The 15528-nt window shown below is 40.1% G+C and carries 16 protein-coding genes; all 16 read right to left on the bottom strand.

What is annotated here, in order from left to right; genetic code table 11:
• Nucleotides 1–2: 2 nt before the first annotated feature.
• The 16 genes from P20495_RS08570 to fliM all read right to left on the bottom strand — a co-directional run bounded on the left by P20495_RS08570 (nt 3) and on the right by fliM (nt 15525).
• Complete coding sequence (locus P20495_RS08570) at nt 3–767, bottom strand: flagellar motor protein (RefSeq protein ID WP_007377939.1); 765 nt, start codon at nt 765–767, stop codon at nt 3–5.
• Complete coding sequence (locus P20495_RS08575; protein WP_007377940.1) at nt 760–1890, bottom strand: chemotaxis response regulator protein-glutamate methylesterase; 1131 nt, start codon at nt 1888–1890, stop codon at nt 760–762. The genes P20495_RS08570 and P20495_RS08575 overlap by 8 nt, the downstream gene beginning before the upstream one ends.
• A gap of 61 nt (nt 1891–1951) precedes the next feature.
• Nucleotides 1952–4156, bottom strand: a complete 2205-nt coding sequence (locus P20495_RS08580) for a chemotaxis protein CheA (protein WP_008136743.1) — start codon at nt 4154–4156, stop codon at nt 1952–1954.
• 15 nt (nt 4157–4171) lie between these two features.
• Nucleotides 4172–4939, bottom strand: a complete 768-nt coding sequence (locus P20495_RS08585) for a protein phosphatase CheZ (protein ID WP_007377942.1) — start codon at nt 4937–4939, stop codon at nt 4172–4174.
• 17 nt (nt 4940–4956) lie between these two features.
• On the bottom strand, nt 4957–5340 hold the full coding sequence (gene cheY, locus P20495_RS08590; RefSeq protein ID WP_007377943.1) for a chemotaxis response regulator CheY: 384 nt from the start codon (nt 5338–5340) through the stop codon (nt 4957–4959).
• Between the two features lie 40 nt (nt 5341–5380).
• Complete coding sequence (locus P20495_RS08595) at nt 5381–6091, bottom strand: RNA polymerase sigma factor FliA (protein WP_033015920.1); 711 nt, start codon at nt 6089–6091, stop codon at nt 5381–5383.
• Between the two features lie 26 nt (nt 6092–6117).
• Nucleotides 6118–6978: a MinD/ParA family protein gene (locus tag P20495_RS08600; protein ID WP_007377945.1), complete on the bottom strand. Its 861-nt coding sequence runs from the start codon at nt 6976–6978 to the stop codon at nt 6118–6120.
• Nucleotides 6971–8455: a flagellar biosynthesis protein FlhF gene (flhF, locus tag P20495_RS08605; protein ID WP_008136736.1), complete on the bottom strand. Its 1485-nt coding sequence runs from the start codon at nt 8453–8455 to the stop codon at nt 6971–6973. Before flhF ends, P20495_RS08600 begins: the two co-directional genes overlap by 8 nt.
• 20 nt (nt 8456–8475) lie before the next feature.
• A complete protein-coding gene (gene flhA / locus P20495_RS08610; protein ID WP_007377947.1) occupies nt 8476–10587 on the bottom strand; it encodes a flagellar biosynthesis protein FlhA in 2112 nt (703 codons plus the stop codon).
• A gap of 73 nt (nt 10588–10660) precedes the next feature.
• A complete protein-coding gene (gene flhB, locus P20495_RS08615) occupies nt 10661–11791 on the bottom strand; it encodes a flagellar biosynthesis protein FlhB (RefSeq protein ID WP_008136735.1) in 1131 nt (376 codons plus the stop codon).
• A gap of 15 nt (nt 11792–11806) precedes the next feature.
• On the bottom strand, nt 11807–12580 hold the full coding sequence (gene fliR, locus P20495_RS08620; RefSeq protein ID WP_033015905.1) for a flagellar biosynthetic protein FliR: 774 nt from the start codon (nt 12578–12580) through the stop codon (nt 11807–11809).
• A gap of 2 nt (nt 12581–12582) precedes the next feature.
• Nucleotides 12583–12852 carry a flagellar biosynthesis protein FliQ gene (gene fliQ, locus P20495_RS08625; protein ID WP_008136729.1) on the bottom strand — a complete coding sequence of 90 codons (270 nt, stop codon included), beginning with the start codon at nt 12850–12852 and terminating at the stop codon, nt 12583–12585.
• Nucleotides 12853–12892: 40 nt separating this feature from the next.
• Complete coding sequence (fliP, locus tag P20495_RS08630) at nt 12893–13633, bottom strand: flagellar type III secretion system pore protein FliP (protein WP_008136725.1); 741 nt, start codon at nt 13631–13633, stop codon at nt 12893–12895.
• A gap of 4 nt (nt 13634–13637) precedes the next feature.
• Nucleotides 13638–14021, bottom strand: a complete 384-nt coding sequence (gene fliO, locus P20495_RS08635; protein ID WP_007377952.1) for a flagellar biosynthetic protein FliO — start codon at nt 14019–14021, stop codon at nt 13638–13640.
• A complete protein-coding gene (gene fliN, locus P20495_RS08640) occupies nt 14018–14416 on the bottom strand; it encodes a flagellar motor switch protein FliN (protein WP_008136723.1) in 399 nt (132 codons plus the stop codon). Before fliN ends, fliO begins: the two co-directional genes overlap by 4 nt.
• A 20-nt stretch (nt 14417–14436) precedes the next feature.
• Entirely contained in the window at nt 14437–15525 is a 1089-nt protein-coding gene (fliM, locus tag P20495_RS08645) for a flagellar motor switch protein FliM (protein ID WP_007377954.1), read from the bottom strand.
• Nucleotides 15526–15528 lie beyond the last annotated feature (3 nt).

Below are 15528 nucleotides of genomic sequence, written 5' to 3'. Positions count from 1 at the left end.
CGTTATTTATCCACTAAATTAGGGCGTTCTACACGATAAGCTTCTAACTTTAATTCAATATTAACAGGGCTTTCGCCTAAACTGATTGCAATAACACCTTCAGCTAACAGTTCGTGATACAACATTTTTTGTTCAACACGTTGTTTTAGTTTATTTGCCATCGGTAAAAATAGTAAATTAGCTAAACCGACACCATAAATAGTGGCTATAAATGCTGTCGCGACACCAGCACCCAGCTTTTGCGGATCGGTAATAAATGACATAGCCTGAATAAGACCAAGCACTGCGCCCAAAATCCCTATTGTTGGGCTATACCCGCCCATAGCTTCATAAACGCGTCCTGCCTCTAATAAACGGTCGCGTTCTAATAATAAATCAATTTCAAGTGTATCGCGCAGCTTTTGCTCAGAGCAACCATCAACAAGTAAGCTAAGACCTTTAGCTGCATATGGATCGGGATGAGTTAAGGCCTCATTTTCAAGTGCTAAGTAGCCTTCTTGTCGTGCTTTGTGAGACCATTGTTTAACTTGTTCGATCGCTTCGTCTACATCATGCTTTGGCGAAATAAAAACCCAGTGGCTTATTTTTAGCATTTTTTTAAAAGTACTAGATGATGTTTGCAACATCACAGCGCCAAGCGTACCACCAACTACGATTATAAGTGCTGGTCCATTGAATAACGCAGAGACAACACCGCCTTCTAAAGAATAACCTATCGCTATAGCGCCTAACGCAATAAATAAACCTAATATAGAAAGCTTATCCACAACCAATCTCTTTTTTAATCCTTAGAGCGATATCATCTAGAGCAAGACTTTCACTTGCTAAGCCAGCACTTGCAACCGCCTGTGGCATACCGTAAACAACACAACTTTTTTCGTCTTGTGCCCAAATAGTGGCGCCAGTCTGCTTCAACATTCGAGCACCATCACGCCCATCAGCCCCCATACCAGTAAGAACAATAGCCAGTACGTCACCTTGACAAGCTTTTGCAACGCTTGCAAAAGTCACATCAACACTTGGTTTATATGTTATTCGCTCACTGTTATCTTCAAATACGCGCAATGTTTTTGAAGACCCACGCCCCTCAACCATCATTTGTTGGCCACCTGGAGCCAAGTATGCAGTCCCTGGTTGTAATCGATCCCCTTGTTGAGCTTCCTTTACTTTTATCTGGCATAAACCATTTAAACGCGAAGCAAATGCAGGTGTGAATGCGGCAGGCATATGCTGAATTAATAATATAGGATGCGGGAAATTTGCTGGTAATTGAGTTAATATTGTTTGTAATGCAACGGGTCCGCCAGTCGATGTACCAATAGCAACAAGTTGATATTTTTTACCACTAGCATGAACGGAGGCGTTAGAATTCGTACGTTGAAAGCTTCTATCTGGCTGCTTTAACGTTGCCGTGTTCCTTAATGAACTTGGAGTCGCTAATGGCATACTTTGCGGTTTAGCTGGTGTTATGGGCTTGAATGTACGGGGAACCCTTCTTCGACCAATTTCTTTCACTTTAGCTTGTAAAAGCTTTATTGCATCTTCATTGTTACGTGCAATATCTTCGAATTTTTTCGGTAAAAAATCCATTGCTCCGGCATCTAATGCATCAAGCGTTGCCGTTGCACCATCTCGAGTTAGTGAAGAAAACATCAAAATTGGTGTCGGATTACTCGACATTATTTCTTTAACTGCGCTAATACCGTCAAGCACAGGCATTTCTACATCCATTGTAATCATGTCAGGGCGTAGTTCAGCTGTTTTTTCAACAGCTTCTCTGCCATTCACAGCAAAACCTATTACTTTTATATCGCTGTCTTGCTCAAGTATTTCGCTCACTCTGCGGCGAAAAAAGCTAGAATCATCAACAACTAAAACTTTAACGGCCATTTAGCTCTCTTATTAAATTGAAGTGTAGGGCACTTTTACAGTGCACCTACTTTATTTATTATCAGCCCGCGTAATGTTTTAACATATTTGGTACATCTAAAATAAGTGCAATACCACCATCGGAAGTAATTGTAGCACCAGCCATACCGGGTGTTCCTTGTAATAAAGCATCAAGAGGTTTTATTACAACTTCCTCTTGCCCTATTAACGAATCTACGACAAAGCCTACTTGTTGTGTACCAATTTGGACAATAACTACATGACCATGTGCTTTACGCTGAGAGCGGTCAGCGCCTTTAACTAGCCAATGCTCAAGATAAAACAATGGAATTGCTTTTTTGCGCACAATAATTGTCAATTGACTATCAACAACATTCGTTTTAGTTAAATCGAGGTGGAATATTTCGCTAACACCCGCAAGTGGTAATGCAAATGTTTGCTCTCCAACAACAACCATTAAGGTCGGCAAGATAGCGAGAGTTAATGGTACTTTTATCTCTAAAGTAGTCCCAACACCTAACTCTGACTGAATACTTACTGAGCCATTAAGTTGGGTAATTTTGGTTTTAACTACATCCATACCAACGCCACGACCTGAAATATCCGAAATCTCTTCTTTTGTTGAAAAACCAGGTGCAAAAATTAAATTATATGCTTCAGTATCAGAAAGCCGGCTTGCTTGGTCGTGATCAAGAACACCTTTACTAATCGCTATTTTTTTCAGCTTCTCAGCATCCATACCAGCACCATCATCTTTAATGGTAAGTAAAATATGATCGCCTTGCTGAGATGCTGATAACGTAACAGTACCTGTTCTTGGTTTTCCAGCAGCCTCACGAAAATCTGGCATTTCAATACCGTGATCAACAGAGTTACGCACTAAATGCACTAAAGGGTCGGCTAATGCCTCAACCAAATTTTTATCTAAATCAGTCTCTTCACCAACTAATAATAGATTAATGTCTTTATTTAAGCTGCGTGCTAAATCACGAACAACTCGAGGAAATCGGCCAAACACTTTTTTAATTGGTTGCATGCGGGTTTGCATAACCGCACCTTGAATATCAGCAGTAACAACATCTAAGTTAGATATAGCTTTACCCATTGCTTCGCTTTCAGAATTCGTAGCCAAGCTAACTAAGCGGTTACGAACAAGTACCAATTCACCGACCATATTCATAATTTGATCTAAGCGTTTAGTGTCAACACGCACTGTCGTTTCAGCAGTTGGTGCAGTAGCCTTTTTTGGAGCTGCAGCAGGTGCTTTAGCAGCTGTTTTTTCAGCAGGTTTTGCAGGTACTGGTTTTGATGCTTCAACTTTTGGTACTGGGGCTGCTTTGGGCTTAGGAACAGCTTGTTTTGCGGCTGGTTTTTCAGCAATCGCAGGAGTGCTTTCTAAAGATTTAGGTGCAGTTCCCTTACCATGAAGTTCATCTAACAGTGATTCAAATTCATCATCACTGATATCATCGTTCGATGAATCTGTATTGTTAGTCGAAGGCGATGGCTTTTGTACATCAGGTGTAACATTACTTTCTTGCGCTGCAACAGAGCCGAAACTGCCAACACCATGAAGCTCGTCTAGTAAATTATCAAACTCATCGTCTGTAATATCACCATTCAAATCATGACTATTTGTGGGGGCTTTTACTGCCGATTCTTGGCTTGTACCATGTAATTCATCAAGTAGGTTTTCAAACTCATCCTCTGTAATTTCATCAATTTGAGAGTCAGTTTCAGATGAAGTTGGACCACTAAACAGCTCATCAAAAGCAAAAGGGTCCGCACCATCAGTACTGGGAGTTTGTGCTTCAGCGGCTTCTTCTTGAGGCTGTTCTACAACAACTTCAGGAGAAGTACCTGATAACTCGTCTTCTGTGGGGGGGAGACCTAACTTATGTAAAACTTCAAGTAGTTGAGGATCCGCAGGTTCTGGTTTATCACGATTTTGAATCGTCGCAAACATTTCATTGATAGTATCAAGTGCTTGTAAGATAACATCCATTAGCTCAGAATTAACAGAACGAACGCCTTGCCTTAACAAGTCGAATACATTTTCTGCGCCGTGACATGCGTCAACAAGCTCAGTCATAGCTAAGAATCCAGCACCGCCTTTTACGGTATGAAAGCCTCTAAATATAGCATTTAGCAACTCGGTATCTTCTGGATTGTTTTCCAGTTCAACTAACTGTTCAGATAAAAGCTCAAGGATTTCTCCTGCTTCTACAAGAAAGTCTTGTAAAATATCTTCATCGACTTCAAACATGCAGTTACTCTCCTCTTAGAAGCCCAAACTTGATAAAAGATCATCGACTTCATCTTGATCAGACACAACATCATTACGTGATTCTTTATCAATAATAGGCCCTTCAGGACCTGCTAATGTTTCTGGGTCAACTGGGTCATCTATTTTTTGTGGTTTTAGGGTGACTGCTTTACTGATATCTTGTTCAGAAAAAGCAGTTAAAAGATGAAGTAAGCTTTCTTCAACTTCCCTAACAAGTTCTATAATTCGGCGAATTACTTGACCTGTCAAATCTTGATAATCTTGGGCCATTAATATGTTAGTCATGAAGCTTTGTAACTCATCAGTTTTATGATGAGAACTGCTCATGAATTTATCAATGCTGTGGCACAGTACTTTAAATTCACCGAGTTCAATTTCACGACTCATTAGACGGTCCCATGTCGGTTTGATATGGGATATTTCATCAGCTAACTGTTGTGCTATCGGTAAACTCGCCTCAACCGCATCCATGGTTTTATTTGCAGCATTTTCTGTCATCTCAATGACATAATTAAGCCGTTTTTTAGCATCAGGTATAGCGTCGTTAGTGAGATCTGTTAGGCGCGTGTCTAGCTCAAAGCCTTTTAAAGCTTCATGTAGTTGACGCGTCAACTTTCCCACTTCGTCAAATATTTCTGACTGCTCTTTAGATGCAGTATCTAAAATTAGTTGATCAGCTTTATCATGTTCGCCATTTTCTAAAAAAGTGACGAGCTGACGAGCTTGTTCTAACGTTATCCGAGGCGCAGCAGGTGCTGGCATAAGCCTTTCCCCTATTATTAACCTAAGCGTTCGAACACTTTTTCTAATTTAGTTTTTAATGTGCCAGCTGTAAATGGTTTTACAATATAGCCATTAACACCAGCTTGAGCCGCTGCTATTATTTGTTCTTTTTTAGCTTCAGCTGTCACCATTAAAACAGGAAGGTGTTTTAATTTATCGTCAGCCCTTATCGCTCTCAAAAGATCAATACCTTGCATTCCTGGCATGTTCCAATCTGTTACCACAAAATCAAAAACTTGATTTTGTAACATGGGTAAGGCTGTAGAGCCGTCATCCGCTTCTTGGACGTTGGTAAAGCCTAAGTCGCGCAATAGATTTTTAATAATACGTCTCATTGTCGAAAAATCATCAACAACAAGAATTTTCATGTTTTTATCCAAAACATCCTCCAGTGAGGTCTTAACCTGTATTTACTTACTACTAGTTTATCCAGTCATTGATTTTTGCTTTTAGCTTAATCATCGCCTGACCATGTATCTGACTTACACGCGATTCACTTACATCGAGTATATGTCCAATTTCTTTTAAATTCATTTCATCGTTATAGTACAAAGAAAGTACCATTGCGTCTCGCTCTGGTAATGACTTGATAGCATTTAATAATGATTCATTAAATCGTTCATTTTTAACGTTATTAAACGGTTTGTCTAGCGTTAAATCTTGGCCCGCCGTGGTAATAACATCTTCATCGACCCCGAGGTCTTCGATGCCTAACACTTTACTTGTGTTTACATCGTTTAAAATATGATGGTACTCATTTAACGAAATTTCAAGTTTTTCAGCAACTTCTATATCGGTTGGTTCACGATTCAAGCTACTTTCTAATCCAGCAATCGTCTCGGCTACAAGACGGCTTTTTCTATGAACCGACCGAGGAGCCCAGTCACCACGGCGCATTTCATCAAGCATGGCACCGCGAATTCGTATTCCCGCGAACGTTTCAAAACTTGCGCCTTTGGTTGCATCAAAGTTTTTTGATGCTTCAATTAGGCCTATCATACCCGACTGAATTAGGTCATCGAGTTGGACACTTGGAGGCAAACGAGCAATTAAATGACATGCCACTTTTTTGACTAGCGATGCATGTTTTTCAACAATCACATTTAAATTTTGTGTTGATTGATATCCCATAGCTCTATTTACCAATGTTGTCATAATTAGCCGTTAACTAGCTTCTCAATAAAAAACTCTAAATGTCCTGAAGGTTGGTTAGGTATAGGCCATTTCACTGCTCTTGTCGCCAGTGCTTTAAAGGCAACTGAAGCAGGAGAACTAGGAAAAAGTTCTACAATCACTTTTTGACGGCGAGTTGCCTTACGCATATTTTCGTCATAAGGGATTGTTGCAACCAACTCCATTGACACATCTAAAAATCGGTCCGTTACTTTTGAAAGTTTTGCAAATAACTCATGACCTTCACGCATACTACGAACCATATTAGCTACAATTTTGAATTTATACACCCCATGCTCACGACTTAACACTTTAATAAGTGCATAAGCATCTGTGATTGAAGTCGGTTCGTCGCACACTACAACCATTACATCTTGAGCAGCACGAGAAAAGCTCAGTACCATATCTGAAATACCCGCAGCGGTATCTACAATTAAGATATCAAATTCGGTATTTAATTCGCTAAAAGCGCGTATAAGGCCTGCATGTTCAGACGGTGATAATTCCACCATACTCTGAGAACCAGAGGTCGCTGGTACAATTTTAATTCCTGCAGGACCTTCAACTAAAATCTCATCGAGTTCACACTCACCAGAAAGTACATGTGATAAATTACGTTCAACCCGTAATCCGAGCATCACATCACAGTTCGCTAGACCTAAGTCGGCATCAAGTACTAAAACTCGATTACCTTGCTGGCCTAATGCTATTGCCGTGTTAAGTGAAACATTTGTTTTACCTACACCACCCTTGCCACCAGTAACAGCGATAACTTTTACGCCGTTGTTATTGTTTTGACTCATTTTGCGCAGGCCGCTTGCTTGATCTAATACTGTGTTAATCATACATCCCTACTGTGCTCGACGCCACTGCTTGGTGTCGTGAATGTTGTGCTTTTATTCTTTTCAAATACAATTGCTCAGCTTTTTTTACTAGTTTTTCTGCATTTGCAACACGAATGTCTTCTGGAACTCGTTGACCATTAGTAAGATACCCTATTGGAAGGCGATTTTGAATCGCAATACTAATAATCTCACCTAAACTTAAAGATTCATCCAACTTGGTGAAAATACAACCACTTAACTGCACTTTTTTGAAATGTCGTACTGTTTCTTGCAAGACATTTATTTGCGCTGTTGCACTTAATACTAAATAACTACGAATATCAACACGTTGATTGCGCATAAGCGTATTCAATTGCTCTGTTAAACGTAAGTCTCGTTGACTCATACCTGCTGTATCAATTAATACTAGACGTTTATTTCGTAAATGGTATAAAACTTCAGCTAATTCATTAGCATCTTTAACCTGCTTTACTCCACAACCGATAATTCGACCGTATGTTGCAAGTTGCTCATAAGCACCAATTCTGTATGTATCGGTGGTTATTAGCGCCACTTTATCTGCACCGTATTTCTGTGCGCCTAAAGCAGCCAACTTTGCAACTGTTGTCGTTTTCCCCACACCAGTAGGGCCTACCAATGCGTAAACACCACCTTGACGTAGTATTTCATTATTCGTAGTTTGCATCTGGTCTTCGACCATTGTTAACAAAGCCTTCCAACCTTGTTGGCGAGATACGTCATCAGGTACAAAACACGCCATTTGTTCTGCAACTTCTTTATCGATTCCCATACCAACTAAACGGTCAATCATACAAGCACGTGTGGGGTCACGGCGTGCCATATCTTGCTGCATTAAACCTGACACTTGGTGCTCTAGCAATTGACGAATAGCGTTCATTTCTTCACGCATTGACGTCATTTCTTCACTTTCATTATTTTTAACGTGCGCTTGAGGTGTTACGGGGCTATCTAGATCATCAAAATCACGATCTAGGTCATCAAAACCTAAACTATCGGCTTGGGTCTGTGGACGTGTTGGTGCAATATCTTCGCGAGCAAACATATTCGCTGAGCGAGGTTTGACAACTGGCTCTTGATAATTATCGGTCGTTTCAATACCCGATTGAGAAAACATTGATGCTAATTCAGGTGAACGTGGGCGAGGAGATTGACGCTCTAGTAAAGCTTCTAAACTATCTGCAACCCTAGCTTGGGGGGCAGCTTTAGTGCGTTGAAGCTCTGGCTTTACAAAATTATGTATACTGTGTGATTGTGCTGAGTCATCCGCACGCGCTAAAGTATTTTGCGGCTGTGCAGCTGATTTAGGGGCCGCTTTTTCATAATCAACTGCGGCTACAATCTCAACGCCATTAGCCAGCTTTTTGTTAGACATAATAACCGCATCAACACCAAGTTCATCTTTCACTTCTTTAAGTGCTGTACGCATATCTTTAGCAAAAAAACGTTTAATTTTCATTATTCAACCCCTTTAAAATCTTATTGTTGGCCTACAGAGCTGACAATTTTTATCTGTCTTTCGTCTGGCACCTCTTGATAAGACATCACCCTTAATCCTGGTATGGTGTACTTAACAAAACGAGATAACACAGTACGTAACATTCCTGACGTTAACAGTATTGAAGGTTCACCGGCCATTTCTTGATTTTGATGCGCTTCATTCAATGACACTTGAAGTCGCTCTGCAAGTCCTGGCTCTATACCGGCACCTTCATCGCCTGCATTTTGCAATGACTGATGCAACATCTGTTCCAACTCAGGCGCCAAGGTTATGACAGGTATTTCAGATGACATTCCAACCGCATCTTGAACAATTAATCTACGCAGAGAAATACGCACTGCAGCCGTTAATACATCAGGGTCTTGGCTACGAGGACCATACTCAACAAGGGTTTGTACAATTGATCGCATATCGCGAATAGCCACCCCTTCGTTCAATAAGTTCTGTAGTACTTTTACAATAGCGGTTAACGGCAATACATCAGGGACAAGTCCTTCAACCAAACGAGGATGACTCTTTCCAAGCATATCAAGTAAGTTTTGAACTTCTTCATGCCCTAGTAACAACGCTGCGCTGTTAGTTAACAACTGACTAATATGAGTTGCAACCACTGTGGCAGAATCAACAACGGTATAGCCTAAAGATTGAGCTTCGTCTTTTTGATCAGGTTTAATCCAAACCGCGTCTAATCCAAATGCAGGATCTTTAGTTTCAATTCCTTTTATTGGACCAAATACTTGCCCTGGGTTAATAGCCAGCTCATCACCATGCTTAAGCTCCCCCTCACCAGTAGATACTCCCATTAGCGTTATTCTGTAAGCATTAGGGTCTAGTTCTAAATTATCGCGAATATGAACAGGAGGAACTAAAAATCCAAGCTCTTGAGAAAGCTTTTTACGCACTCCTTTAATCCGGTTGAGTAGTTCACCACCTTGTGATTGATCAACCAGCGGAATTAATCTATACCCTACTTCTAATCCTATTACATCAACTTGCTGAACATCATCCCAACCAAGCTCTTTTTGCTCTTGTTTATTCGCAACACCTGTCGCGGTGCTTCCGCCATTTGCAGCCTCTTCAGCTTCGGCTGCAGCAGCTTTGATTTTACTTTGCTGCGTGTAATAGGCTAAGTAACCAAGTAGTGCGCCTAAACTCAAAAAAGCAAAATGCGGCATACCAGGGACTAACCCCATGATGATCAAAATACCTGAAGCAATAAAGAGTGACTTTTCGTTACCAAGTTGTTTCTTGAATTGGTCACCCATATTAAGCGACTCATTTTGACGTGTTACTACAATTGCCGTGCCAATTGAGAGCAATAATGATGGAAGCTGAGCAACCAAACCGTCACCAATGGTTAGAAGTGTATATACTTCCATTGCATGGCTAAAACTTAAGTTATGCTGGATCATCCCAACAAATAAGCCACCTACAATATTAATAATTAAAATAACGATACCGGCTATTGCATCGCCTTTTACAAACTTACTCGCACCATCCATTGAACCGTAAAAATCGGCTTCGCGAGTTACTTCCTCGCGACGGTCACGCGCTTGCTCAGCACTAATAAAGCCGGCATTTAAATCGGCATCTATTGCCATTTGTTTACCTGGCATTGCATCAAGGGTGAAACGTGCAGATACCTCAGAAATACGTCCAGCACCCTTTGTTATTACTACAAAGTTGATAATGATAAGAATTAAAAATACAACTAAACCAACTGCATAATTACCACCAATTACAACTGAGCCAAATGCTTCAATGACCTTACCGGCAGCATCACCACCGTTATGACCCTCAAGTAACACAACTCGAGTACTAGCAACGTTGAGCGCTAAGCGCATAATCGTAGCGATAAGTAATACAGCGGGGAACATACCAAATTCAACTGGTTTCATCGTGTAAACAGTCACGAGTAATACAACTAATGCGAGCGCAATATTAAACGAAAAAAGGATATCGAGTAAAAATGGCGGTAATGGTAAAATCACCATTCCCAGTGCAGCAAGCACAAGCAAAGGAGTCCCTACTCCTTTGGCATATTCTTTTTTGTCTCTGTTAAGTTGTTGTAATACCGCTTTAAAACTCATAATTCTACAATTTCAAAAAATTGACACTATATAGAATTAGCAATAACTATTCCAAGTTAGTAAATTTGCGATATTAATACTTGTAGGCGTCGGGGATGGGGAGTTTATTACTAAGCTTTGTAGGGCGTTTTCCTCGTCCCTTGTTAAAACGTTTTAGCTGAAATACATACGCTAGCACTTGTGCAACAGCCGTAAATAGCTGATCAGGTATTTGGTCGCCAACTTCAGCCGTATGATAAAGTGCTCTAGTTAGCATGGGGGACTCTACAATGGGGACTTCATTACCAATTGCTACTTTACGAATTTGCATTGCCATCTCGTCAATACCTTTGGCTAATACAATAGGCGCTCCTGCACGCTCCGTATCGTACTTTAAAGCGACTGAGTAATGAGTTGGGTTAGTAACAATAACATCTGCATCAGGCACATCTTGCATCATGCGTTTTTGCGACATTTGCCTTTGTGTTTGCCTAATACGTGCTTTTATTTGTGGGTCACCTTCCGAGTTTTTATACTCATCTTTAACCTCTTGCAAAGTCATTTTTAATTGTTTGTGGTGGGTGTAACTTTGATATGGCGCATCGATTGCTGCAATAATAATTAATGTACAAGAAAGTGCTAAGAACATCCATGCTAAAATCTCTAAGGCATGAATAATATTACCTGGTGCAGGTTCTATACTTAAATGTAAAATTTCGTCAAAATAGGTGTTAATCAAAAATACAGCAAATCCTGCAACAACAGAAAACTTCAAAATAGCTTTGAACAACTCAACTGCGGCTTGTGGTCCAAACATACGTTTAAAACCCTTAAAAGGTGACATCTTACTTGCCTTTGGTGCTGCTGCTTGCCAACTGAAATTAAACCCCCCTAAAAGCGTGTTCCCTATTAAACCTGCAAATAAAATAATGGATACAAACATCGCCATAGGAAAAATTAAGGCATCAGACACACTAGCCCATACCGCAAACATCTTAGTAGTATCGTAAGTTTCATTTCGGTTCAGACTTAGCATTCTTCCCATTATATTATATAGCCCCTTACCAATCTCAGGGCCGTACATCAAAAGTGAAATAGCTGAAAAAATAAGCACAAACATTGTGCCTAATTCTTTTGAACGTGCAACTTGTCCTTTTTTCTTAGACTCATCTACTTTTTTCCCCGTAGGCTCTTCTGTTTTTTCTTGACCTGAATCTTCAGCCACTAGACTCTCCTATGGTTAACAGCCAACTAAAATGCACATTAATTCAATCATTTTTAACCATTGAAACTCAAACTGAATAATAAAGTTACCTAACGTTGCCCAGATAATGACAAGCCCTGCTACTAGAGTAAATGGAAAGCCAATTGCAAAAATATTTAACTGTGGCGCAGCGCGCGTCATAATACCAAATGATATGTTAATTACTAACATAGCCGTCAAAGGAGCCAATGAAAGTACCAGCGCGGTAGTAAACATCCAGCCTCCCCATGTCACTATGTCCCAATAATGATCAACCGCCCACCAGTTACCATCAATAGGTAATACTTTAAAACTGTGTATTACCATTTGTATCATCATTAAATGACCATTGAATACAAAAAATAGTAATGTTGCTAAAATGAGATAAAATTGACCAACAGCTGGCACGCTCATACCATTTGAGGGGTCAACAACAGAAGCAAATCCTAGACCTGTTTGCATAGCCAATATTTGCCCAGCCAATACAAAAGTATTAAGTAGTAAAGTCGAAGCAAAGCCAATAGCGACACCAATCAACATTTGTTGAATAACTACTAAAATCATTTCAAACGAAAATAAGTTAGTAAAAGTAGCTGAAGGAAGTGTTGGTGCAGCAATAAAAGTAACTACGACGGCCAGTCCCATTTTTATTCGCGTGGGGACATTTTTAGCGCCAAGGCCAGCCATAATCATAATCATGGAACTAATACGAACCAATGGCAACAGAAAGTCACTCAACCACTGAATAATAACGGCAAACGGAAGTTCCATTACTATCCTGCTATTTCGGGAATAATTAATACAATCCTAGTAAAAAAATCCATTAACTCTTGAGTCAACCAATGTCCCCCTACAATTAATGCACTGATAGTAATTAATAAACGAGGTAAAAAGCTTAAAGTTTGTTCATTGATCGATGTTGCAGCTTGAAACACAGCAACCACTAATCCAACAAGTAGCCCAGGAACCACAATTGCGGACACTAGTTTTATTACTAAAAACAGTGCATCACTTAGAATATCAACAAAAATTTCCGGTTCCATGTTGTCCCCCTATTGTTGAATTACATTAATACTTTGCATACTAAGTTCCTAAACCAAAGCTTTTTGCTAAGGTACCCATCACTAAACTCCAACCATCAACAAGCACGAATAACATGATTTTAAATGGTAAGGACACAATCATAGGCGATAGCATCATCATACCCATCGCCATTAATACCGAGGCAACAACTAAATCAACAATTAAAAATGGAATAAAGAACATAAAACCAATTATAAATGCAGTTTGTAATTCGCTAGTCACAAACGCGGGTATCAATACGATTAATGGCGTTGCTTCTGGAGAATCTAATTGATCGTAACCAGCTATTTTAGCAAACGTTTCCAAATCCTTTAGCCGGACCTGAGACAGCATAAATGTTTTCATTGGTTCTTTTGCAAGCTCCAGTGCTTGTATTGACGTTACTTGTTCATTTAAGTAAGGTTCTATAGCTCTTTCATTTACCTGCTGGTAAATAGGAGACATTATAAAAATACTTAAAAAAAGCGACATGCCTAGTAACACTTGATTCGACGGTGTTTGCTGCAAACCAATTGCTTGGCGTAAAATAGCAAGCACAACAATAATACGTGTAAATGAGGTCATCATGATTATAGCGGCTGGTATAAAACTCAGCGCCGTCATAATCGCTAAAACTTGTAACGTTACTGAGTAATCTTGTGTGCCATCGGCGTTTGTTGTAATGGTTAGCGCATCAATACCCTCAGCACTGACACTTGGTACAAATACCATGGCGAAAATAATAAGCAGCCACTTTGTCATAGGTCTAATTCTTTTTATTTTGGTTTGATTGCGGGTTTAAAAGTTTACCAAATCGTTTAGCTAATTCAGGAAGTTCTTTTTCGCTTAATGGGGTTTCTAACTTGTGTAAGTAATTAATACTGTGAGGCGTTACACCAAGCAAATGCTGCGCATTGTCTATTTCAACAACCATTAAACGCTCACGAGAACCCAAAGGTAGGCTTCTAACTACTTTAAACTCATCGCTGTTTGCTAGATTTGGATTAAGCTTCTTTACAAAAAATGCCAGCACGATGATAAGTACTAGCACCATTACGAGTGACAGCACCATAGAGAGTATATCTCCAGTTGGTGTTGCCACATCTGCTTTTGAAAAAACGGAACTCGTTAAAGCAACTAATAAGCTCATCGTAATTTTTTGATCCGCTCTATTTGGCTTATTACATCAGTTAAGCGAATACCAAACTTGTCATTTACTACAACAACCTCTCCATGAGCAATCAAAGTGCCATTAACCAAAACATCCAATGGCTCACCCGCAACACGATCGAGCTCAACAACTGATCCTTGGTTAAGCTGTAGTAAATTACGAATATTTATTTTAGAACGGCCAACTTCCATAGAAATGGTAACTGGTATGTCTAAAATCGTATCGAGTTTACGTTTTTCATCGCCGCTGATTTCGTGCTTTGAATCACTTAACTCATCTAATTCCGCAACATGCGCCTCAGCACCTTCATCTGGGGCATCGGCTTCTGCAAGCGCAGCAGCCCACTCGTCCATAGTATCTTGATCATCACTCATACTTTTAACCTTTTAATCAATTACCAGTCTAAATCTACACCATCAGAAAGGTGTAAATCATCCTCTAATTCTGCTAATTCTGCATCTGAGTCAATTTTCTTGCCGCCTTTGGTAAATACATGCAGCTCAGATTTAACTGAATCAGGTCGTTTAATTTTTTCGCTAATCTGTAGGGCAACACTATCACGAGAGCGGCCCATTTTGGCTCTGAATGTAGGTAACTCTTCGACAAATACTGTAATGTGCTCAGGCATTTCAACAGGGATTATATCGCCTGCTTTGAGTTCCATTATTTGCTTTAAAGACAAATCAACTTCAAGTAATTGAGTTGATAATCCAACTTCTACATCCATAATCTCATCGCGAAGCGCTTTACTCCATCGTAAATCAGTATCTTCAGTATCCGACTGCACACCTGCATCTAACAGCTCTCTGATTGGCTCAAGCATGGAGTAAGGTAATGCTATGTGAAAATCACCACCACCACCATCAAGCTCAATATGAAAAGAGCTAATAACTACAACCTCTGTGGGGCTCACAATATTAGCCATGGCAGGGTTGACCTCTGAGTCGAGGTATTCAAAAGATACATCCATGACAGGCGCCCATGCTTCTTTATAATCTTCAAAGATTATTTTAAGTAGCATTTGTACAATACGACGTTCTGTTGGTGTGAACTCGCGGCCTTCTATTTTTGCATGATAACGTCCATCGCCACCAAAAAAGTTATCAACCAAAATAAACACAAGTCGTGCTTCCATGGTGATTAGTCCGGTGCCTTTTAGCGGTCGAAAGCGGACCATATTTAAGCTGGTAGGTACAAAAAGGGTGTGAATATATTCACCAAATTTAATCATTTGCACACCATTTATCGATACTTCAGCAGTACGGCGCATCATGTTAAATAGGCTAATTCGCATATGCCTAGCAAAACGTTCGTTAACAATTTCAAGTGTCGGCATGCGACCACGCACGATTCGATCCTGCGAAGAAAAGTCGTACTGAAGTGTACTACCTCCGCCGTCTTCACTATCGTGCTCTTCCTCTTCGACATCATCAACACCGTGTAATAACGCATCAATTTCGTCTTGGGATAATAAATCGCTCACGCT

It is taken from the genome of Pseudoalteromonas sp. BSi20495 (assembly GCF_000241185.1).
In the GTDB taxonomy this organism is placed as follows: domain Bacteria; phylum Pseudomonadota; class Gammaproteobacteria; order Enterobacterales; family Alteromonadaceae; genus Pseudoalteromonas; species Pseudoalteromonas fuliginea.
The sequence above is the reverse complement of the archived record's forward strand: the minus strand, read 5'-3'. Positions and strand labels throughout refer to the sequence as shown.

Coding starts and splice junctions, on each gene's coding strand:
- P20495_RS08575 (WP_007377940.1), bottom strand. CDS start 1,890: ATGGCCGTTAAAGTTTTAGTTGTTGATGATTCTAGCTTTTTTCGCCGC.
- P20495_RS08580 (WP_008136743.1), bottom strand. CDS start 4,156: ATGTTTGAAGTCGATGAAGATATTTTACAAGACTTTCTTGTAGAAGCA.
- P20495_RS08585 (WP_007377942.1), bottom strand. CDS start 4,939: ATGCCAGCACCTGCTGCGCCTCGGATAACGTTAGAACAAGCTCGTCAG.
- P20495_RS08595 (WP_033015920.1), bottom strand. CDS start 6,091: ATGGGATATCAATCAACACAAAATTTAAATGTGATTGTTGAAAAACAT.
- P20495_RS08600 (WP_007377945.1), bottom strand. CDS start 6,978: ATGATTAACACAGTATTAGATCAAGCAAGCGGCCTGCGCAAAATGAGT.
- flhF (WP_008136736.1), bottom strand. CDS start 8,455: ATGAAAATTAAACGTTTTTTTGCTAAAGATATGCGTACAGCACTTAAA.
- flhA (WP_007377947.1), bottom strand. CDS start 10,587: ATGAGTTTTAAAGCGGTATTACAACAACTTAACAGAGACAAAAAAGAA.
- fliR (WP_033015905.1), bottom strand. CDS start 12,580: ATGGAACTTCCGTTTGCCGTTATTATTCAGTGGTTGAGTGACTTTCTG.
- fliQ (WP_008136729.1), bottom strand. CDS start 12,852: ATGGAACCGGAAATTTTTGTTGATATTCTAAGTGATGCACTGTTTTTA.
- fliP (WP_008136725.1), bottom strand. CDS start 13,633: ATGACAAAGTGGCTGCTTATTATTTTCGCCATGGTATTTGTACCAAGT.
- fliO (WP_007377952.1), bottom strand. CDS start 14,021: ATGAGCTTATTAGTTGCTTTAACGAGTTCCGTTTTTTCAAAAGCAGAT.
- fliN (WP_008136723.1), bottom strand. CDS start 14,416: ATGAGTGATGATCAAGATACTATGGACGAGTGGGCTGCTGCGCTTGCA.